The organism is Actinomyces naeslundii (assembly GCF_001956585.1).
GTDB classification, from domain to species: domain Bacteria; phylum Actinomycetota; class Actinomycetes; order Actinomycetales; family Actinomycetaceae; genus Actinomyces; species Actinomyces naeslundii.
This window is the reverse complement of sequence record NZ_MSRR01000024.1, coordinates 63,375-84,865: the sequence shown is the minus strand read 5'-3', so window position 1 is coordinate 84,865 and position 21,491 is coordinate 63,375. Positions and strand designations below refer to the sequence as shown.

General features: G+C 66.1%; 13 protein-coding genes. 9 read left to right on the top strand and 4 right to left on the bottom strand.

Features of this window, described 5'->3' with window-relative positions; all coding sequences use genetic code 11:
* Positions 1–135: 135 nt before the first annotated feature.
* The 7 genes from BKH33_RS10945 to BKH33_RS10915 all read left to right on the top strand — a co-directional run bounded on the left by BKH33_RS10945 (position 136) and on the right by BKH33_RS10915 (position 12,241).
* Positions 136–1,881 carry a hypothetical protein gene (locus BKH33_RS10945; RefSeq protein ID WP_003779588.1) on the top strand — a complete coding sequence of 582 codons (1,746 nt, stop codon included), beginning with the start codon at positions 136–138 and terminating at the stop codon, positions 1,879–1,881.
* Between the two features lie 80 nt (positions 1,882–1,961).
* A complete protein-coding gene (gene coaE / locus BKH33_RS10940; RefSeq protein ID WP_076070567.1) occupies positions 1,962–2,612 on the top strand; it encodes a dephospho-CoA kinase in 651 nt (216 codons plus the stop codon).
* 573 nt (positions 2,613–3,185) lie between these two features.
* Positions 3,186–5,282: an excinuclease ABC subunit UvrB gene (gene uvrB / locus BKH33_RS10935; protein ID WP_003779572.1), complete on the top strand. Its 2,097-nt coding sequence runs from the start codon at positions 3,186–3,188 to the stop codon at positions 5,280–5,282.
* A 275-nt stretch (positions 5,283–5,557) separates the two neighbouring features.
* Positions 5,558–7,012, top strand: a complete 1,455-nt coding sequence (arcD, locus tag BKH33_RS10930; RefSeq protein ID WP_003779545.1) for an arginine-ornithine antiporter — start codon at positions 5,558–5,560, stop codon at positions 7,010–7,012.
* Positions 7,013–7,102: 90 nt separating this feature from the next.
* Positions 7,103–8,344: an arginine deiminase gene (locus BKH33_RS10925; protein ID WP_003779591.1), complete on the top strand. Its 1,242-nt coding sequence runs from the start codon at positions 7,103–7,105 to the stop codon at positions 8,342–8,344.
* A gap of 326 nt (positions 8,345–8,670) precedes the next feature.
* Entirely contained in the window at positions 8,671–9,675 is a 1,005-nt protein-coding gene (locus BKH33_RS10920; RefSeq protein ID WP_003779531.1) for a TerC family protein, read from the top strand.
* Between the two features lie 55 nt (positions 9,676–9,730).
* On the top strand, positions 9,731–12,241 hold the full coding sequence (locus tag BKH33_RS10915; protein ID WP_076074489.1) for an HAD-IC family P-type ATPase: 2,511 nt from the start codon (positions 9,731–9,733) through the stop codon (positions 12,239–12,241).
* 25 nt (positions 12,242–12,266) lie between these two features.
* On the opposite strand, the gene BKH33_RS10910 is transcribed toward BKH33_RS10915, so the two are convergent.
* Both BKH33_RS10910 and BKH33_RS10905 read right to left on the bottom strand, forming a co-directional pair.
* A complete protein-coding gene (locus BKH33_RS10910) occupies positions 12,267–12,902 on the bottom strand; it encodes a class I SAM-dependent methyltransferase (protein WP_043538513.1) in 636 nt (211 codons plus the stop codon).
* Between the two features lie 69 nt (positions 12,903–12,971).
* Entirely contained in the window at positions 12,972–13,256 is a 285-nt protein-coding gene (locus BKH33_RS10905; RefSeq protein ID WP_043538517.1) for a YciI family protein, read from the bottom strand.
* Between the two features lie 142 nt (positions 13,257–13,398).
* On the opposite strand from BKH33_RS10905, the gene uvrA reads away from it, so the two are divergent.
* Entirely contained in the window at positions 13,399–16,245 is a 2,847-nt protein-coding gene (gene uvrA, locus BKH33_RS10900) for an excinuclease ABC subunit UvrA (protein ID WP_076142741.1), read from the top strand.
* 41 nt (positions 16,246–16,286) lie between these two features.
* On the opposite strand, the gene BKH33_RS10895 is transcribed toward uvrA, so the two are convergent.
* Positions 16,287–18,995 carry a DUF2339 domain-containing protein gene (locus BKH33_RS10895; RefSeq protein ID WP_003780756.1) on the bottom strand — a complete coding sequence of 903 codons (2,709 nt, stop codon included), beginning with the start codon at positions 18,993–18,995 and terminating at the stop codon, positions 16,287–16,289.
* A 211-nt stretch (positions 18,996–19,206) separates the two neighbouring features.
* Here BKH33_RS10895 and BKH33_RS10890 point away from each other — a divergent pair, with 211 nt between their 5' ends.
* A complete protein-coding gene (locus tag BKH33_RS10890; protein WP_003780765.1) occupies positions 19,207–20,583 on the top strand; it encodes a UTP--glucose-1-phosphate uridylyltransferase in 1,377 nt (458 codons plus the stop codon).
* Positions 20,584–20,601: 18 nt separating this feature from the next.
* Here the strand turns inward: BKH33_RS10890 and BKH33_RS10885 are convergent, their stop codons facing one another.
* Positions 20,602–21,471 (bottom strand): sigma-70 family RNA polymerase sigma factor, encoded by an 870-nt coding sequence (locus tag BKH33_RS10885; RefSeq protein WP_003780749.1) that lies wholly within the window; start codon positions 21,469–21,471, stop codon positions 20,602–20,604.
* Between the last annotated feature and the right edge of the window lie 20 nt (positions 21,472–21,491).

Genomic DNA, 21,491 nt, shown 5'->3' with positions numbered 1-21,491 from the left:
CAGGCAGAGACCCTCATAACGTGGGTGTCTTCTCCCCATCGCCCGTATTCGCCCACTGTGGGAGGCTGTGGCCGGGGGCGATGCTCCCTGCTTCCTTGGAGCACGAACCTGTACGCGACAACCGATGGAGACGATATGCGCTGTTGGGACGACATTGCCCGTGCTCTGGAGGATGTCGACCCCGTGTGCCCCAGTCGTGTCGCCACGGCGGCCTTGCGGAAGACGCTCGTTGCTGACGACGGTGAGGTACCGGACCCGAAGGAGGCGCCCGACCATGTGGCCCGGGCGGTTTCCGCAGTCGACCGGGCATGGCTGGTTCAGCTCGGTCAGGATCCGGACACGAGCAAGGAGAGCCTCGACCAGGCGATCTCCTTCTGCCAGGCGCTCAGGGCGGCCCACGGCTACTCGACGCTCCCGCTGCGCTACGCACAGGTAGAGCTCTCCGCCGTCCTCGGTCTCAGGGACGCGGCCCTCGAACAGCTCCGCGAGGCGAGACTGTTCTCCTTCGGCAAGACCGATACGGGCGCGGTACTGGCCACTGCCCGTATGCACGACGACTACTCCGGCGTCATCAGTACCACGACCGCGACACCGAACCGTGCCGAGGTCGACCCCACAGAGACCGCACAGGGGCTGGGAGCGGTTCTGGTTCCCTATCTCGCCCACAAACGGCTCGTCGAGGCTGAAGACGCCTTCGCCTCATTGAGCTGTCTTCGCCTGCCGGATGTGGTCGCGCTGCAGTCCCTGGGGGACAGGCTCGAGTACCTCGGTCTGTCCTCCCAGTGGCAGCGCGCCATCGCACTCATGCGTCACGTTCCGATGAAGGGTGTCGCCGAGGCCTCGGCCTGGCGACTGATGAATATCGCCGTCGGGCTGGCTCTTGTCATGAGGGAGGCGAACAGAGCCGATTACGGCAAGCACGCCCTGGGCACCTCGGTGAGCTGGAAGACCCCCTGGGGGGACCTGGAGCTGACCGCCTGGGACACCGTCGCCCACGCCTATGACGTCATCACCGGCTTTGCGCGTGGCATTGCCCTCCGTTTCGATGCCCGTAACGGCAACAACGGCGTCTCGTACCGGATCGAGATGAGGATGGCTGCGGAGGCCGCTGGACTTGCCAGCCGGTCATACGGAACGGTGACAAGCGCAGTGCCGGTCGACCGTTCCCGGTTGCGCAATCAAGGAGCCCTGCTCAAGGAGGTCCGCGAGCTGCTCACCCTGTCACGAGGCTACGGCATGGAGCCGGTACGTCAGCGAGCCATGTCGACGGCGGAGACCGTCAGCGCATCGCTGTCCGATGTGGTTGACGACTCCGCCCTGGAGCTGGTCGTTGACCTCCGTCTGGCCTTCGGTCGGCTGCTGGCAGCACTGGGCGCCAACGAGCGGGCGGAGAAGGAGCATCTCGACACCGCGGAACTGAGCCTGAGCCAGGGATGGACGGAGACCGCCTGTGCCGCCCTGGCACTGGCCTCCCACGCCGCCCAGGCCCGCGGCAACAGCGCCGGCAGCGACCGGGCATGGCGCCGGTGCCGTGAGTCGATGGCAGCCTGGACGATGAACCGCCCGGGAGAACGCTGCGGGATACTTGTCGACGCCGTCGGTGAGCCTCTCGTGGCGGTGCAGGTTCTCTCCGCACTGGCGGAGGTCCTGGTTGAAGGGGTGGAGCAGGACAGCTCTCGCGCACCGATCGTCCGAGAGGTCATCTCGCGGGCATCGACCCAGGTCTCGCGTTGTGTGCGTCCTCCGCGCGAAGCCGTTGAGGTCCTGGCTCGGGTTGAAGAGCGCATTGCCCCCTACGGACGTGGCCGGGGAGGAAGAAGGCGCCCCGGCTCGACCACGACGATCACGACCGGAGGGCAGGAGACCTCAGAAGCCGGCTGACAAGTGCTGCCGCAGTCTTGACCCGTACGCACCAACGACACGCTGGCCTCGCTCAGGCGTGTCGCGGCATGATGGGACCCATGCGCCACACACCTGCAACCCGTGCCACTCGCCGTCCTACGGATCGCGCTCTGCGCGTGGGGCTCACCGGTGGCATTGGTGCGGGTAAGTCAACCGTGGCCGCGCTGCTGGAGGAGCGCGGTGCGGCGGTAACCAGCGCTGACGAGGTCTCTCGTGACGTCGTCAGCCCGGGCAGTGCAGGTCTTGCAGCAGTCGTGGCCGAGTTCGGGGAGGACATCCTGGCCTCCGACGGCTCACTGGACCGCAGCGCTCTGGGCCGCGTGGTCTTCTCCGACGATCTGCGTCGCGCGCGCCTGGAGGAGATCCTGCTTCCGCTCATCGCGGCCGAGGCCTGGGCCCGGATGGAGACGGTTCCGGCCGGGCAGGTGGCGGTCTACGACGTTCCTCTCCTCGTCGAGGGACAGATGCAGGACCTGTTCGACCTTGTCATCGTTGTTGAGGCGGACCTCGAGCTCCGTTTGGAAAGACTCGCCGAACGGGGCATGGGGCGTGAGGAGGCTCTGGCTCGTATCGCCTCGCAGGCGACTGATGAGGAGCGCCGAGCCGTCGCCGACGTCGTCCTGTCCAACTCCGGGTCGATCGATGAGCTGGAGGCGGACGTCGACAGGCTCTGGAGCACCCGGATCATAGGAGCAGGAGCCTTCTCCTGACCGGAGGGGGAAGACGTCCTCATCGGCTGGCGCAGTGTTGATTCCTATCCTCTGGTGAGGACGATGGTGCTCGGCCGCCGGCTTCCTGGAGGAGAAGCTGTCCATCCTGGGGCTGAGTGAGCGCGAGGCGGTCGAGTTCATCACCTTCTGAGGGCCGCGAGTTTGCGCCCGCTCGGACCGGACCTACCGTCGTCGAGTGGGGCGAAACCGAACGGTAGAGCTGGTAGATGGGTCCGATCTGGTCAGTTGCTGCGCCGGGAGGTGGTGCGTGCTGGACCGAGGGCACCGACGATGGTGGTGGAGACGGCGACGATGAAAGCCATGAGAGATCCTTGAGCTCAGGGGATGAAGACAGGGTGCAGGGGCGGGCCCCAATGAGCATCCACATGAATGTGGAACGGCACGATTCGGCGTCCTGCAGGGACTAGCGTAATAGGTGAACTCGATCAGAAAGTCCCTTCCTGGATACAAAGACGTATCTGTGTGGTGACAGCCGGATCGCAGGATGATGAATGAGGCGACCGCGCGATCGGAGGTCTCAATGGTGTCGGAGGGACCGCGTAGCCTGAGTGCATGCGACCCGTCACCGAGCTCCAGCGCGCAGCCAAGCCCTTCGAGGTCATCAGTCCCTACTCGCCCAGCGGTGACCAGCCCACGGCGATCGCCGAGCTGACCGAGCGTCTCCGGGCGGGGGAGAAGGACATCGTCCTGCTGGGCGCCACCGGTACCGGCAAGTCCGCGACGACCGCATGGCTCGTTGAGCAGGTCCAGCGCCCCACCCTCATCCTGGAGCCGAACAAGACCCTGGCCGCTCAGATGGCGGCCGAGTTCCGCGAGCTGCTCCCGAACAACGCGGTGGAGTACTTCGTCTCCTACTACGACTACTACCAGCCCGAGGCCTACGTCCCTCAGACGGACACCTTCATCGAGAAGGACTCCTCCATCAATGACGAGGTCGAGCGCCTGCGCCACAGCGCCACCAACTCCCTGCTCACCCGACGCGACGTCGTCGTCGTGTCCTCCGTGTCCTGCATCTACGGACTGGGTACCCCCCAGGAGTACGTGGATCGGATGACGAGCCTTGAGGTGGGCCAGCAGATCGACCGGGACGATCTCCTGCGGCGCTTCGTGACGATGCAGTACACCCGCAATGACATCGACTTCACCCGCGGCACCTTCCGCGTGCGCGGGGACACGGTGGAGATCATCCCGATGTACGAGGAGCTCGCCATCCGCATCGAGTTCTTCGGTGACGAGATCGAGGCCCTGGCCACCCTTCATCCCGTGACCGGCGACGTCATCGATACCGCCGAGCAGGTCTTCGTCTTCCCCGCCTCCCACTACGTGGCCGGCCCCGAGCGCATGCAGAAGGCCATCGAGGGAATCGAGGCCGAGCTCGCCGAGCGCCTGGGCCAGCTCGAGCACGACGGCCGGCTCCTGGAGGCCCAGCGCCTGCGCATGCGCACCACGTACGACCTGGAGATGCTCCAGCAGATCGGCATGTGCTCAGGGATTGAGAACTACTCCTTGCACATCGACGGACGTGAGACCGGCACCCCGCCCAACACCCTCCTGGACTACTTCCCCGAGGACTTCCTCCTGGTCATCGACGAGTCCCACGTGACGGTCCCCCAGATCGGCGCCATGCACGAAGGGGACGCCTCCCGCAAGCGCACCCTCGTCGATCACGGGTTCCGCCTGCCCTCCGCGTTGGACAACCGGCCCCTGACCTTCGCCGAGTTCGAGGACCGCGTCGGCCAGACCGTCTACCTGTCGGCCACCCCCGGAGACTACGAGACCCAACGATCCGACGGCGTCGTCGAGCAGATCATCCGACCCACCGGGCTGGTGGACCCCAAGGTGGTCGTCAAGCCCACCGAGGGGCAGATCGATGACCTGCTCGAGGAGGTGCGCGCCCGCGTCGAGCGTCAGGAGCGCATCCTCGTGACCACCCTGACCAAGCGCATGGCCGAGGACCTGACCACCTACCTCGCCGAGCGGGGCGTGCGCGTGGAGTACCTCCACTCCGACGTCGACACCCTGCGACGCGTCGAGCTCCTGCGCGAGCTGCGGCTGGGACGCTTCGATGTCCTCGTGGGTATCAACCTGCTGCGCGAGGGACTCGACCTGCCGGAGGTCTCGCTGGTGTCCATCCTGGACGCGGACAAGGAGGGCTTCCTGCGCTCGACCCGCTCCCTCATCCAGACCATCGGACGCGCCGCCCGCAACGTCTCCGGCGAGGTCCACATGTACGCCGACACCATCACCCCGGCCATGGCCGAGGCCATTGAGGAGACTGAGCGACGCCGCACCAAGCAGCTGGCCTACAACACCGAGCACGGCATCGACCCCCAGCCGCTGCGCAAGAAGATCGCCGACGTCACCGACATGCTCGCCCGCGAGGACGTCGACACCGCCGATCTGCTGGCCGGCGGATACCGGGGGCACGAGGAATCCTCAGTGCGCGACCGGCGCAAGCACGCCGCTGAGGCCACGGTGCGCGAGAAGCTCGCCGGGGCGGCACAGGGTGACCTCGTCGAGCTCATCAACGAGCTCACCCAGCAGATGCACGCCGCCGCTGAGGACCTCCACTTCGAGCTCGCCGCCCGGCTGCGCGATGAGATCCAGGACCTCAAGAAGGAGCTGCGCGCCATGCGCGCCGCCCAGTGAAGGAATGCGGCAGGCGTGATTCGCGTTGTCGTTTCAGGGCTTTAGTCCCAAAAGGAAAGAAGATGACCTCGCGATTCTCTCGGGGGAGCGTCCAGTATTCACTCCATATTCACTCCATCGTCTTACGTGCTGACGCCAAGCCTGTGCGAGTATGCAGCGCGTTATACGTGTTGCAGAATTTCTATTGACGTGTAGTCAGCCTTGTTGTCCCCATTAAGTTACCGTACGGTAAGTGCGTGTCCTGCCAATGCCGTTGCGAGGGGGCGTGAGTTGGTATGGCTGAACGTGACACCGAGGTTGCTGACGTGGAGGACCGGCGGGCTGCCTCTGGCAAGGTCTCGGTGGCCGCGCTGACCGCACTCGGCATCGGATCGATGATCGGAGGCGGGATCTTCGGCCTGCCGCAACAGATGGCAGGAGCTGCAGCGCCTGGACCACTCATCATAGGGTGGCTCATTACAGGCGCCGGCATGCTCATGCTCGCCTTCGTCTATCAGCGTCTGGCTATCAACCGTCCCGATATCGATGCCGGTGTCTACGGTTACGCCCGAGCCGGCTTCGGTAACCTCGTCGGATTCTCCTCCGCCTGGGGGTACTGGTTGTCGGCCTGGATCGGCAATGTCGGCTATCTCGTGCTGCTCATGGCCTCGCTGGGGGTTTTCCTTCCCGGATTCGGCAACGGCAATACCGCACTTGCCATCGGGATCGCCTCAGTCGTCATGTGGATGTACCACGTCCTGATCCTGCGCGGCATCCGCGAGGCTGCCATCATCAACGCCATCGTGACCGTCGGCAAGGTTCTACCGCTGGTCGTCTTCGTTCTCATCGGCCTGTTCGCTTTCAAGCTCGATATCTTCACCCACGATTTCTGGGGAGCCGGTGTCGGTACGGGGCCTGGTGCCGTGATTGCCCAGGTCAAGAACATGATGCTGGTGACGGTGTGGGTGTTCATCGGTGTTGAAGGGGCGTCGGTGTTCTCCGAGCGGGCCAGAACGCGTGCCGATGTCGGCAAGGCGACGATCCTGGGCTTCCTTTCCGTTCTGGCCCTTCTGCTCGCCGTCAATATTCTGTCCTACGGCATCGTTCCCCGCTCCGAGCTCGCCGGGCTGGGCGACCCCTCCCTGGCGGGAGTGCTTGAGGCGGCGGTCGGTCCATGGGGAGCGAAGTTCATCGCCCTGGGACTCATCATCTCCCTGGTGGGGGCTCTGCTGTCCTGGTTCCTCATGCTGGCCGAGATCGTGCGCGTTCCCGCCCAGGAGGGGCTCATGCCCTCGTTCCTGGGCCGCGAGAACGCTAAAGCCGTGCCTGTCAACGCCCTGTGGCTGACCATGGGGCTGGTCCAGCTCTTCCTCGTCTGGACCTACTTCAACGCCTCGACCTACACGCGCCTCATCCACCTGGCCTCCGCCCTCATCCTGCTGCCCTATCTCCTGTCCGCTCTATTCCAGGTTCTCGTCGCCGTCAGAGACAGGTCTCGGGGCAGGCGCTTCGATCTCGCCGTCGGCGTTCTGGGGTCGGCGTACGGTCTATGGCTGCTCTATGCCGCCGGCCTGGTGTACCTCCTGTACACGACCATCTTCTACCTGGTGGGACTGCCTTTCTACATCTGGGCGCGGCGTGAGCAGAAGGCCAAGGTCTTCAATACCGCCGAGTGGGGGCTCGTTGCGCTCTTCGCCGCTATGTCCGTCTATGCCGTCTACGGACTGGCAACTGGTGCACTCAGCCTCTGACCGCCGTTCTCAACCATCTCCCTGCGAGCCATGGCCGCACCGTTCTCGGCAGCAATTCATCATGCTGCAACGACTCAGAGTGAGGAACCAATGACTGACCAGAGGCACGGAGTCTATTCCGAGGTCGGCACCCTGCGACGCGTTATGGTGTGCCGCCCCGACCGCGCACATGATCGTCTCACGCCGTCCAACTGCCACGATCTACTCTTCGACGACGTCTTGGACGTCCCCAAGGCTCAGCGCGACCACGACTTCTTCGTCGAGCTGATGCGCGAGCGTGGCGTTGATGTGCTCGAACTGCGTGATCTGCTCGCCGAAGTCTTGGACATCTCCGAGGCGCGCTCGTTCATCCTGGACCGACGCATCAACCACACCACCATGGGCGTGGGCGTTGCCGAGGACCTGCTGGCTTGGTTGGAGGAGATGCCCTCGGCCGAGCTCGGCGAGCTCCTCATCGGCGGCCTCGTGTCCGACGAGGTGCCCACGGACGTGTTCGGCAGCTGCATCTCTCCCTACCACGTCAACAGCGACGATCCGGAGATGCTCATCGCCCCTCTGCCAAACACCCTGTTCACCCGCGACAACTCTGCCTGGATCTATGACGGTGTTGAGCTGTCCCGGATGTTCTGGGGCGCCCGTCGGAGCGAGGTCCTCCTGCTGACCGCCATCTACCGCTATCACCCGATGTTCAAGTACGAGTACAACGTCTGGCTGGACACGGTCGACAAGGACATGGGGCACACCTTCATCGAGGGCGGAGACATCATGCCGATCGGCAAGGGCATCGTCCTGGTCGGCATGGGTGAGCGCTCGACCTTCCAGGCAGTCAGCCAGATCGCCAAGTCGCTGTTCGACGCAGGTTCGGCCGAGCGGGTCATCGCCGCCCGTATGCCCAAGGAGCGCGCCGCGATGCATCTGGACACCGTGTTCACGGTGTGCTCCGAGGACGTCGTCAACGTCTACGAGCCGGTCGTCCGGGCCATGGACACCTTCTCCCTGCGCCCCGACGAGACCGAGCTCGGCGGCATCAAGGTCACCTACGACGAGGGCTACTTCGTCGACGTCGTCTCCGAGGCCCTGGACGTCAAGCTCACCCCGGTCATGTCCACCGCAGGACGTTACGGGGCCGAGTGCGAGCAGTGGAACGACGGCAACAATGTCGTGGCCCTGTCACCGGGAGTGGTCGTCGCCTACGACCGCAACTACTCGATCAACGCCAATCTGCGCGCCGCCGGCATCGAGGTTCTGGAGATCCCCTCCAGCGAGCTCGGCCGCGGCCGTGGCGGTGGTCATTGCATGACCTGCCCGATCGATCGGGACCCGGTCTACTGACTGAGCCGGCTTCGGAGTACGGACGTTACAGTCATGATGACGATGTTGTTGCCACCTCCGGGGAGTCCCGGTCAGGCGTGACGTCATGCACCCCACATCTGCACAGAGGTCCACACCATGTGGCCGCACCACCGACCACGTTAGACTCTCACGCGTTACATACGGAGGGGAGTACTCCCAACCAACGGCGACGTCGTCATCACGGCGGTGCAGGTACACACGGTCCTGCGTTCCCGGCGTCGCGGCCAGAGCGGTACGTGCCTTGAGCGCCGGCACCCGTGGCGGGAGGAGACCTCCGGTACCAGTTCCGTACCGGAGGAGAACACGTGGACGTCCACATCCTGGGGTGGATCGGCCTGGCGGCCATCATCCTGACCCTCATCGCGATCGACATCGTCGGTCACGTACGCACCCCGCACGAGCCCACCATGAAGGAGGCCGCCGTATGGTCGGTGGCCTACATCACCATGGCTCTGGTCTTCGGTGCCATCGTCTGGTTCGTGTGGGGCGGCGGGTTCGCTCGGGAGTACCTGGCCGGCTACATCACCGAGAAGGCGCTGAGCATCGACAACCTCTTCGTCTTCGTCATCATGATGTCCTCCTTCAAGGTGCCCCGGAAGTACCAGCAGGAGGTACTGCTCGCGGGCATCGTCATCGCCCTCATTCTGCGGCTCATCTTCATCCTGGCCGGCGCCGCACTCATCGAGAACTTCTCCTGGGTCTTCTACTTCTTCGGCGCCTGGCTTCTGTGGACCGCCTTCTCCCAGGCGCGTGAGGGCGTTGAGGAGCCCGACGACGAGGACGAGGAGTACAAGCCCAGCGGCTTCGTCAAGCTCATCGCCCGAGTCATCCCCATGACCGACGGCTTCGTCGGCGGCAAGGTCATCCACCGCCACGCCGGGCGCACCATGATCACCCCCATGATGCTGTGCATCATCGCCATCGGTACTGCCGACGTCATGTTCGCCGTCGACTCCATCCCCGCGATCTACTCCCTGACCAACGAGCCCTTCCTGGTCTTCTCCGCCAACGCCTTCTCCCTGCTGGGGCTGCGTCAGCTCTACTTCCTCATCGACGGACTGCTCGACCGGCTCATTTACCTCCACTACGGCCTGGCGGTCATCCTCGGCTTCATCGGATTCAAGCTCATTGTCCACGCCCTGCACACCAACGAGGTCTTCTTCATCAACGGAGGACAGGAGTGGCACGGTATTCCCGAGGCCTCGATCGAGGTCTCCCTGGCCGTCATCATCACTACGGTCCTCATCACTGTCATCGCCTCGGTCCTCAAGTCGCGAGCCGATGCCCGGCGGGCCGAGGTCGCGTCCTGATGCCTCGGCCCTCGGGAGGAGGACCGGCCTTCCGTCACTCACTACCCTCTGAGCCGTGAGTACCACGAATCTCCCTGAGGCTCCGGTCGCCGGACTCAGCGCTGCCCAGGTCGCCGAGCGTGTCAGCGCCGGACACACCAACGAGTACCGCGAGCGGACCTCACGCAGCGCCGCCCAGATCCTACGGGCCAACGTCTTCACGATCTTCAACGGGATCCTCGGCGTTGCGCTGGTCCTCGTCCTGGCACTGGGGCACTGGGCGGACGCGCTGTTCGGATTCGTCCTGCTGCTCAACACCGCCACCGGCACCCTGGCGGAGATCCGCGCCAAGCGCGCCCTGGACCGTCTGGCCGTCCTGGAGACTCCCCGAGCGGTAGTCCTGCGGGATGGGGCCGAGAAGGAGGTGGCCGTCGGCGAGGTCGTCCTCGACGACGTCGTACGTCTCAGCTCCGGCCAGCAGGTGCCCGCTGACGGAGAGGTCATCACCAGTGAGGGTCTCGAGATCGACGAGTCGATCCTCACCGGCGAGTCCCGACCGGTGCGCCCGGAGCGCGGCGAGCAGGTCATGTCGGGGACCACGGTAACGGCCGGGACCGGGCTGTTCCGTACCACCGCCGTCGGCGGGGACGCCTATGCCCATCGGCTGGCTCGGGAGGCCCGCAGGTACTCACTCGTCGTCAGTGAGCTGCAGGCCGGGACCAACCGGGTGCTGCACTGGATCAGCTGGGTGATCGTGCCCGTGGCCCTGGTCCTGGTGTGGTCCCAGCTGCGCCTGAGCGGAAGCATCGCCGAGGCCTGGAGCAGTGGTGCCTGGCGGCACGCGGTTGTCGCCGGAATCGCGGGCGTGGTCAGCATGGTGCCTCAGGGTCTGGTGCTCCTGACCTCCGTCAACTTCGCCACCGCCTCCCTGGCCCTGGCCAGGCGCAACGTCCTGGTTCAGGAGCTGCCCGCCGTCGAGGTCCTGGCCCGGGTTGACACCCTGTGCCTGGACAAGACCGGAACCATCACCACCGGCCGCATCCGCCTCGGAGGGATCCAGGGGCCCGACGGCGGGCAGGTACCGCCCGAGGCCCTCTCGGCGCTCGCCCTGCTCAGCACGGCGGGGGAGGCCAATGCCACCGCCGACGCCATCAGGGAGGGGCTCGCTGATTCCGAGTGGCTCGGTGCACAGGATCTTGAGGAGGTGCTGTCGTCGGCCGGTGCCGGCAGCCGGGCCGGTGTGGAGTCAGTGCCCTTCTCCTCACGCCGTAAGTGGTCCGCGATCCGGATGGGCTCCTCGGACTCTGGGCGGGCCACCAGCACCACCTGGGTGCTCGGCGCCCCCGAGATCGTCCTGGCAGGAGACGGCAAGGGCCTCCTGGAACGTGCCCGTCAGACCGCCGCGCGGGGAGTACGCGTCGTGGCCCTGGCCCGCTCGCTCTCATCATGGACGCAGGCCCCGGGGGAAGACGAACCACAGCTTCCCGACGACCTTGAGGCCGCCGGGATCGTCATCCTCACCGAGGAGGTCCGTCCCGACGCCGCCGAGACCCTGGCCTACTTCCGCCAGCAGGGCGTGGACGCCAAGGTGATCTCCGGTGACAGCCCTGAGACGGTGGCCGCCGTCGCCCGCCAGGCAGGGGTGACTGCTCCCGACGGCGGCGAGCTCGTGGCTCTCGACGCGCGCACCCTCCCGGCCGGGGCGGGCAGCGGGCAGGAGACGGACGCGGACCTCGAGCGCCTGGCCGACGCCGTCGAGGGTGCCAGCGTTCTGGGGCGCGTCACCCCCGAGCAGAAGCGGGCACTGGTGCGGGCCCTGAAGTCGCGAGGCCATGTCGTCGCGATGACCGGGGACGGGGTCAACGACGCCCTGGCGCTCAAGGATGCCGACCTCGGCATCGCCATGGGCAACGGGGCACCGGCCACCAAGGCGGTGGCGCGTCTTGTGCTGCTCAAGGGGGAGTTCTCCGCCCTGCCGGGAGTCGTGGCCCAGGGGCGTCGGGTCATGGCCAATACCGAGCGCATCGCCTCCCTGTTCCTGGCCAAGACCATCTACGCCTCGCTCATCGCCGTGGTCGTGGCCGCCACGGCAGTCGCCTACCCCTTCCTACCCCGTCAGTTCACGGTCGTCTCCTCGCTGACGATCGGGATCCCCGCCTTCGTCCTGGCCCTGGCTCCCAGCTCCCAGCGCTACCGGGAGGGATTCCTCGGTCGGGTGCTCAGCCTGTGCGTGCCTGCGGGGCTCATGGCGGGAACTGTGACCCTAGCCACCTATCTCTGGCTGACGCTCACTCATGCCCCCCGCGCCCAGGTGACGACGGCAACGACCCTGGTTCTCATCACCTGCGGCCTGTGGCTGCTCACGCTCACGGCCCGGCCTCTGACGAGCTGGCGCCTGGGGCTGGTTGCTCTCATGGGGATGATCGCGGTGCTCGGTGTCGTCGCCCCGCCTGTACGCGCCTTCTTCCTCCTGGCCTGGCCCACGCCCGGCGTGTGGTGGGTCATCGCGCTCATGGCCGGCCTGGCCATCGGCGGCATCGAGCTGGTGCACCTGGTGCGGCGTCGGATCGTGCGCGGCCGCGGCTAAGAGACCTGCTGCCTCGCCGCCGCTCCTACCTTGCGGCAAGGAGGCGAAGCCACCCGTGTCGGGGATGGAGGCTGACATCGACGGTCAGGAATCCGGCCCTGTGGGCCAGACCGGTCAAGGTCTCACTGTCGGGGATATTCATGTCCAGACGCTCAGCCCAGGGACCTGCAGCCAGCCGATCAGCGTACTCATTGGCGATCACGAGCCGGCCGCCGCGGCTGAGGACGCGGCGGATCTCAATGAGACCGGCCTGAAGATCCGGCCAGAAGTAGGTGGTCTCGAAGGCCGTCACCACGTCGAAGAAGCCGTCACGGAAGGTCAGGTTCTCCACCGACCCCTCCAGGACCCGCAAACGCCCGGAGGTCACGGCGGCACGGTTGACGCGACGGGTGGTCTCAACCGCCTCGGGGGAGTGGTCGACACCGGCCACCTCACGACGAGTCCGCGTAAGGATCCGGGCGATGGCCTTGCCGCCTCCGCAGCCGACGTCGAGCACCTTGTCGCGGGGGCGGATCTCCGCCGCCTCCAGCCCCCACCGGTGCAGACGGGCATGCGCAATATTCATGCTGCGCAGGACCAGGAGCCCCATCACAGACGCAGGGCGGGAGAACTGGGAATCAGCTGACGCGGTGGAGGAGGCGGGGCTCTCTGAGGCAACCATGAGTCCATGCTCCCGACCGGGCGGGGTGGGCGCAAGAGGCGTCAGCAAATGCAGTGGCGCCGGGCCGGCTCAGGCCAGGACTCCGATGACGGGGTTCCACTCGCGTGGGATGCGCTCGTTGATGTAGCCGGCCTGATGAAAGGGGTCCTCCTCGAGCAGGGCCAGCGCACCGGCCTCGTCGTCTGCCCGCACGACGATGAGGGCGTCATGGGTGCCTACATAGGGGCCTGCGGCGAGCAGCCGACCCTCATCGGCCAGGCGGCCGTTGAAGGCGCGGTGCGAGGGGCGAACGGCGGCCATCTCCTCGTCCTTGTCAGTGACGTAGTGGTACTCGACGGCGTAGATCTTGCTCATGGGCTCCAGCATAGGGGGAGGGTGCCTCAGTCGTGGCCCGAGAACAAGATGGTGAGCATTCTTCCGGCGTGCTGGTGATGAGACATGTCGAACACGTGTGCGATCGCACGGCATCGGTGACAAGCCCCTAGACTCGAATCCCGTGAACGACTTTCTCATCATCCGTGGGGCCCGCGAGCACAATCTCAAGGGCGTGGACCTGGACCTGCCTCGCGACACGATGATCGTCTTCACCGGTCTGTCCGGCTCGGGCAAGTCCTCGCTCGCCTTCGACACGATCTTCGCCGAGGGGCAGCGCCGTTACGTGGAGTCCCTGTCCTCCTACGCTCGTCAGTTCCTGGGCCAGATGGACAAGCCCGACGTCGAGCTCATCGAGGGCCTGAGCCCCGCGGTGTCCATCGACCAGAAGTCCACCTCGCGCAACCCCCGGTCCACGGTGGGTACCGTGACGGAGGTCTACGACTACCTGCGTCTGCTGTACTCACGGGCGGGCATCCAGTACTGCCCGGTCTGCGACGCGGTCATCTCCTCCCAGACCCCGCAGCAGATCGTCGACCAGGTCCGCTCCCTGCCCGAGGGCACCCGCTTCCAGGTGCTCGCCCCCGTGGTGCGGGGCCGCAAGGGCGAGTACTCCGAGCTCTTCGGTGAGCTGCGCGGCCGCGGCTTCAACCGGGTGCGCGTCGACGGCGCCGTCGAGCGCCTCGACACTCCTCCGGCTCTCAACAAGCGCCTCAAGCACGACATCGAGGTCATTGTCGATCGCCTCGTCGTCCGCGAGGGCATCCGCCAGCGGCTGACCGACTCGGTTGAGACGGCTCTCGGTCTGGCCGAGGGGCTGGTCATCATCGAGCAGGTCGATCTGCCTGACGACGACCCCGAGCGGGAGCGCCGTTACTCCGAGAAGCGGGCCTGCCCCAACGAGCACCCCCTGGCTCTGGACGAGATGGAGCCGCGCACCTTCTCCTTCAACGCCCCCTACGGCGCCTGCCCGGCCTGCACGGGCATCGGGACTCGGCTCGAGGTGGACCCCGAGCTCGTCGTCCCCGACGAGGAGCTCACCCTGGCCGAGGGCGCCGTCGCCCCCTGGTCGAGCCACCAGAAGTACTTCACCCGCCAGCTCGAGGCCCTGGGCAAGGAGCTGTCCTTCGACGTCGACACCCCCTGGCGCGCGCTACCGGCACGGGCCAGGGAGGCGATCCTGCGCGGCAAGGACTACGAGGTCAAGGTCACCTACCGCAACCGTTGGGGGCGTGAACGCATCTACTCCACCGGATTCGAGGGCGTGCTCGACTACGTCATGCGCAAGCACGACGAGACCGAGTCCGACTGGTCCCGCGAGCGCTACCAGGCCTACATGCGCGAGATCCCCTGCCCCGTGTGCGACGGAGCCCGGCTCAAGCCCGAGGTACTGGCCGTGCGCGTGGGCGGGCTCTCCATCGCCCAGCTGTGCCAGCTGCCCATCAGCGAGGCCCGAGACTTCCTGGCGGACCTCAACCTGACCGGCCAGGCCGCCCAGATCGCGGGCAGCGTCCTGACCGAGATCAACGCCCGCCTCGGCTTCCTGGTTGACGTGGGTCTGGACTACCTCAGCCTGGCCCGTGGCGCGGCCACGCTCTCCGGAGGCGAGGCCCAGCGCATCCGCCTGGCCACCCAGATCGGCTCAGGCCTGGTGGGCGTCCTCTACGTCCTGGACGAGCCCAGTATCGGCCTGCACCAGCGCGACAACACCCGGCTTATCGAGACTCTCCAGCGACTACGGGACCTGGGCAACACGCTCATCGTCGTCGAGCACGACGAGGACACCATCCGCTCGGCCGACTGGATCGTTGACATCGGTCCCGGAGCCGGAGAGCTGGGCGGTGAGGTCGTCTACTCCGGTAACGTCGAGGGCCTGGCCGGAGCCGAGGGCTCGGTCACCGGCGACTACCTGGCCAGGCGGCGTCGGATCGAGATCCCCGCCAAGCGGCGCAAGCGCGATAAGAACCGTGAGGTCACCGTCGTCGGCGCCCGCGAGAACAACCTCAAGGACGTCACCGTCTCCTTCCCGCTCGGTGTACTGACCGCCGTCACAGGAGTATCCGGCTCGGGCAAGTCCTCCCTGGTAAACTCCATCCTCTACCAGGTGCTCGCCAACCGACTCAACCGTGCCCGCGGCGTGCCCGGGAGGCACAAGACGCTGCGGGGCGTGGAGCACCTGGACAAGGTCGTTCACGTCGACCAGTCGCCGATCGGGCGCACCCCCCGATCCAACCCCGCCACCTATACCGGAGTGTGGGACCACATCCGCAAGATCTTTGCGGCCGTGCCCGAGTCGAAGGTGCGCGGATACGGCCCCGGGCGCTTCTCCTTCAACGTCAAGGGCGGGCGCTGCGAGTCCTGCCGGGGAGACGGCACGCTCAAGATCGAGATGAACTTCCTGCCGGACGTCTACGTGCCCTGCGAGGTCTGCCACGGCGCCCGCTACAACCGGGAGACCCTGGAGATCCGTTACAAGGACAAGACGGTCGCCGACGTCCTGGACATGACCATCCACCAGGCCGCGGACTTCTTCTCCGCCTCCTCGGTCATCTCCCGTCATCTCAACACCCTGGTCGAGGTGGGGCTGGGATACGTGCGGCTGGGGCAGTCGGCCACCACGCTCTCCGGTGGTGAGGCCCAGCGCGTCAAGCTCGCCACCGAGCTCCAGCGCCGCTCCACCGGGCGCACCATCTACGTCCTGGACGAGCCGACCACCGGCCTGCACTTTGAGGACATCCGCAAGCTGCTCGGGGTACTCCAGGGGCTGGTGGACAAGGGCAACTCCGTGGTGGTCATCGAGCACAACCTCGATGTCATCGCCAACTCCGACTGGGTCATCGACATGGGGCCCGAGGGCGGCAAGGGCGGGGGAACCGTTGTCGTGGCCGGCACGCCGGAGAAGGTCGCGGCCACGGAGTCCTCCTACACCGGTCGGTTCCTCGCTCCGATGCTCGAGGCCGCCCGCGGGTGAACTTCAGGCGGTACACGCCAACGCCTGCGGAGGGCTCCGCCTCAGGTCCGGTTGCGCTTCTGTGCACCGCTCATCTGCTCGCGACGCTGTTCCTGCGCGTAGCGGTTGTAGATCAGCGACAGGACGAAGCAGATGATGCCGGCAGCCGCCAGCGAGACGACTCGAACGATCGAGTTCTGCGAGGCGGTATCGACAGCCGCCAGCTTGAGGACGGACAGGAGCACCAGGGTCAACCCGTAGTGGCGCAGGACGGTCAGGCGCAACCTGAAGCCGACGACGATACAGGCCCCTCCGGTCAGCAGCACCAGCACCGACATGAGCACTGAACCCACTGCGATGCTGGTCACGACGATGACCGAGAGCCACATGAGCAGCGAGTTTCCGATCGCCAGGCTCAGACACACCTCCGCTCGCCGTCCCCAGGGAAGCAGGAGCCACGTGGCGCACGCTCCCAGCCCCAGGGCGACAGCTGCCAGCGCTACTGCCCAGGTCGTTGAGCTCAGCTCCTCCGCCCACGACAGGGTCGCCACAGCGGTGACGGCCGCAAGACCCGAGACGATCCAGGACGGTACCGGCGCCCCGGTCAGAGAGCTGTTCGGGTCGGGCAGTGCCTGGCCCTGGGGCCCCACCCTGTAACGAGAGCCCCGGCACTGACCGCTGAGCACCCGGAGGGGTGTCGCCTCACTTGACACGGTTCCCAAAGCGATGAAGGCGATGAGTACCAGACCCGGAACCATGTGCAGGGCCGCCCGGCCACTCAGGGAGTCGTTGACCAGAACCTTGGCGAGGAACGGAATGAGAACCGCCAGGTTGAAGACAATGGCGGCCAGCGCCGCTCGCAAGGCCAGTAGCCGCGACTGGACACGTGATGACGCTCCGCTCGGTGCGGGGGAGGGCATGCTCCGCGCTGTCCGATCCCCCAGTCCCTCGGTCATCATCACGAGGAGCACGGAGACCGCAACCGAGGCGATGAGCGACAGGCGATCGGCTCGGGCGTACATGGTCGTGGGAGGTACGAGGATTGGAGCGGTACCGAGGAGGGCCAGGATCGGAGCCGGCTCGGCCCGTCCATCGACGATGGCGGGAAGGAAGCAGAGCATCGCGGCGACGACGACGAAGAGATAGGCCCGGGGATCGCTGACGGTCGCCATTGCGGCCAGTGCGAGGGGGAAGAAGGTCGCCTCGTGACTGATCGCCATGGCGCTGCGCCACTGATCGGGGCTGTGCGGGGCAAGTACTGCGAGTGCGGCTCCGGCCAGCAGCAGGAGCTGAAGGATGAAGGTGGCGACGACAACGGAGTGCACTACCTCAAGGCTTATCTGCTTCATCAGCAAATTCGGGTACACCATCAGAAGGACCAGGGCGGCCAGGCCCCAGTCCCAGCCCGCAGTCTTGATACCGATGCTCCACAGACGTCTGCCGGCGTGCATTACCTGGCCGACCAGTAGCAGGCACAGAGCCAGGACGATCCCCGTGCCACCAACGACGGACACACGCAGCATCGGACTGATTGGTGCGAAGACAAGTGCTGCCACCGTTGCCACCACCGATGTCACCGGATACCAGGCGGCCAACCGCATCCGCCCCGTCCCTCGCGACAGGGCCGCGCAGGTCAGGGCCAGGACTGTGACGTAGACACTGATCATCAGCCATGTGACGATCGCTGTGCTTGCCTGATGCGTCACGTGGCTGAATGCGAAGCCGATAGTCACCAGGGCGCCGATGGTTGAGATGATCGCGGTGAACAGCACCCGCGTCAGATGAGACACGACCAGGAGCACGAGCCCCCAACCGGCCATGAGTACAAGTGCGGGTTCCGGTCCGAGCATGCCGCCGAGAAGAACCGCACCCACGATGGAGACGAAGCCGAGCCCGCCGCCGGTTCCCGTGATCGTTGCGGCGGCGACCCGGTACTTCGGACGGCTGACGCTGAGGCGGGCGCCCACGGCTGTCATCGTGACCGCGATGAGTGCCAGCGCCAGGATCTTGACCGGGTTGGGAATGGAGTCCCAGACAAGGGCCAGGAGACTGACCCCGGCGGAGAGGACCAGCAGCGCAGCCGCACCGGAGAGTAGGTAGCGCCCGAGGTTTCCCTCCCGCACTGCTCGCTGCGCCCAGCCGGGAATCTCAGCAGCCTCGGCGCCAGAGCCGTGACCTGCTCCAACCGGTACCCCTTGATACGGATCGCCCGTGTCGGCCCTTTGGGACGGAGCGGGGATATAGCCGGTTGAGCCGGGACTGGCCCAGGACTCCGAGGAATGCTCGGGTGATACAGGGGCGGGTGACCTGGGGGCCTGGACTACCGGCTCCTCAACCTCGGGTACTCGGGGCGCGTCGTCGTGCAATACTGCTGGAGCGGAGGCTGAGACTACTTCGTGCTGGGGGAGCTCTTCGTCGGCGGCTTGGGTAGGAGAGTCGCTGAAAAGCCTCGTGGGGAGCTCGGTGGCAGCGCTCGTCGCAGGGGTTCCTGCCGGCGTCGTCGTCGCAGCTGCGGGCGAGGTGGTGGTGGACAGGGGCTCCGAGACCCGGTGATCGAGGACATTGATGCTCTCGGCGGCGGACATCGGGGCATGAGTCGTTGGTGAACTGTCCGTCGTCGTGGACCGATCGCCTTGCGCCTGTTCCGGGCTCCCAGCGGTGTAGGCCAGCCAGGTGACGCGTTCGGCGACCCAGTCGATCTTCTTCTCGATGAGGTCCAGTCGCCGCAGAATCAGAGCGACATTCGGGCCCACATTGGGAGGGATGGACATAACGGTTCTCCTCGTCGCTCGGTGCTTGGCAACAAGCAGCTCGTCACTTAACCGGTTCGAACGAGAATAGGGGGAGCGCCCGACGTCGAAAAGAGGGAAGCGCTCCCCTGTGGATAACCTGCCGGAGCGTAGAGCCTGCCGTGCTTTACTCAAACGCACAGAGTCGAACAAAGTGCCCCAAGAACGGTCAGCCTGGGTTAGGCTATGCGTCATGAGCGAGAACGGACTCACTGCTGCCCAGCACAAGATGCGCGACGCAGGCGTCGCCGAGCAAGCCATCACGGTCTTCACGCACTACTACCAGGCTCTGGAGGCCGGAGCCACAGGACTCATCCCCGAGGAGACCATTGAGCCACTCACACAGATCGACTCCCTGGCTGACGTCGAGGTCAGCGACGAGGCGGCTCGAGAGGCGCTGAGCAGGACGGTCCTCATACGGCTCAACGGGGGGCTGGGAACCTCTATGGGGCTGGACCGTGCCAAGTCCCTCCTGCCGGTGCGCGACGGCAAGACCTTCCTCGACCTGCTGGTCGACCAGGTCACGGCCGCCCGCCGGCGCTACGGGGTGAGCCTGCCGCTCATCCTCATGAACTCCTTCCGCACCCGTGAGGACTCCCTCGAGGTGCTGGCCGGGCACCCCGAGATCCAGGTCGACGGCCTTCCTCTGGACTTCTTGCAGAACCGTGAGCCCAAGCTCCGTGCTGACGATCTGAGCCCGGTGGAGTGGGAGGCCGATCCGGAGCTTGAGTGGTGCCCGCCCGGGCACGGAGACATCTACACCGCGCTGCTCGCCTCGGGGCTGCTGGACGCGCTCCTGGACAAGGGGTACCGGTACGCCATGACGGCCAACTCCGACAACCTCGGGGCGGCGCCCTCGGCCAGGATCGCCGGCTGGTTCGCGGCCTCCGGTGCGCCCTACGCCCCGGAGATGTGCCGCCGCACGCCGGCCGATGTCAAGGGTGGGCACCTGGCCGTGCGCAAGAGCGACGGACGCATCATCCTGCGTGACACGGCGCAGACGCCTGAGGATCAGATGCACTACTTCACCGACCAGTTCCGCCACCCCTTCTTCCACACCAATAACCTCTGGTTCGACCTGAAGGTCCTGCGTGACACCCTGGCCGAGCGCGGCGGGATTCTTGGGCTGCCGCTCATCAAGAACAGCAAGACGGTCGACCCCGCCGACTCCGCCTCAACACCGGTGATCCAGCTCGAGACCGCCATGGGGGCCGCGGTGGAGGCCTTCGAGGGGGCGACCGCTATCGAGGTGCCCCGCTCCCGCTTCCTGCCGGTCAAGACCACTAACGATCTGCTGCTGGTGCGCTCGGACGTCTATGAGGTTGACGACGACGGCCTGCTGCAGATGGTTCCGGAGCGCGCCTGCACCGTGAATCTCGACCCCCGCTTCTACAAGAAGATCCAGGACTTCGAGGCTCGGTTCCCAGAAGGAGTCCCCTCGATCAAGGACGCGCAGTCGCTGACCGTGGAGGGCGACTGGACCTTCGGTTCCGGTGTCGTCGCCACCGGCGAAGCGCACGTGGAAGCGGGGGGTTCGCCCGGAAGGATCGCCGACGGCACCCGGATCTGACGACGGATCGCGCCAGGGTCAGCGGGACAGTCTCACTGGCTTGCCGATGCGCACGAGCTTGTCGGGGTTGCGGACGATGAGAACCTGCTGAACACCAGTCTCCGAAGCAACCAGAAAGACCACGAACTCTACGTTCCTGGAACTGCTGACCACGGCTGCGAGCTCGCCGTTGAGCCACGCCGGCGCCACATCGAACTGTGGCGTCTTCGCGGCGATGCCGATAAGGAAGCGAGCCACGGACTCTGCACCTCGGACGGGACGGCGTGCCGCCGAGGCCCGGCCTCCACCGTCGGACACGAGTACCGCCTCAGGAGCCAGCAGACGTACGGTGGCCGCCAAGTCTCCCGAGCGAATGGCACTGGTCAGCTCGGTCCACAGCTCGGGAGAGGGGCTGGCGCGTCGGTGTGTTCGTCCTTCTTGCAGCCGGGTGCGTGCACGGTGCACCAGCTGGCGCACGGCGGTATCGGATGCATCGATGATGCGACCGGTCTCCGCCGATGACAGGGAGAAGACCTCTACCAGGAGGAATGCTGCGCGTTCGGCGGGGGAGAGGGTCTCCAGTACCATCAGCGTCGCCTCAGAGACCGTCTCCGCCAGGATCAGGTCGTCGGCCAGATCTGCCTCAGTGGCGACCGGCTCGGGAAGCCACGGCCCCAGGTAGGACTCCTTCCGGTTGGCCTCGGAGCGCATCGCGTTGAGTGCCAGGCGTGTGGCGATACGGCACAGCAGCGCGCGCTCCTGCCGCACCGGTTCCCTGACGCGTTGGCGACGCAGCCATGTCTCCTGCACGATGTCCTCGGCCTCCGCCGCGCTACCAAGCATGCTGTAGGCGAGGGTAAACAGAACGGCGCGATGTTCCTCGAAATCCTGACCGGACCTGTTGTCCATATCTGCGGGTTGGTCGGAAG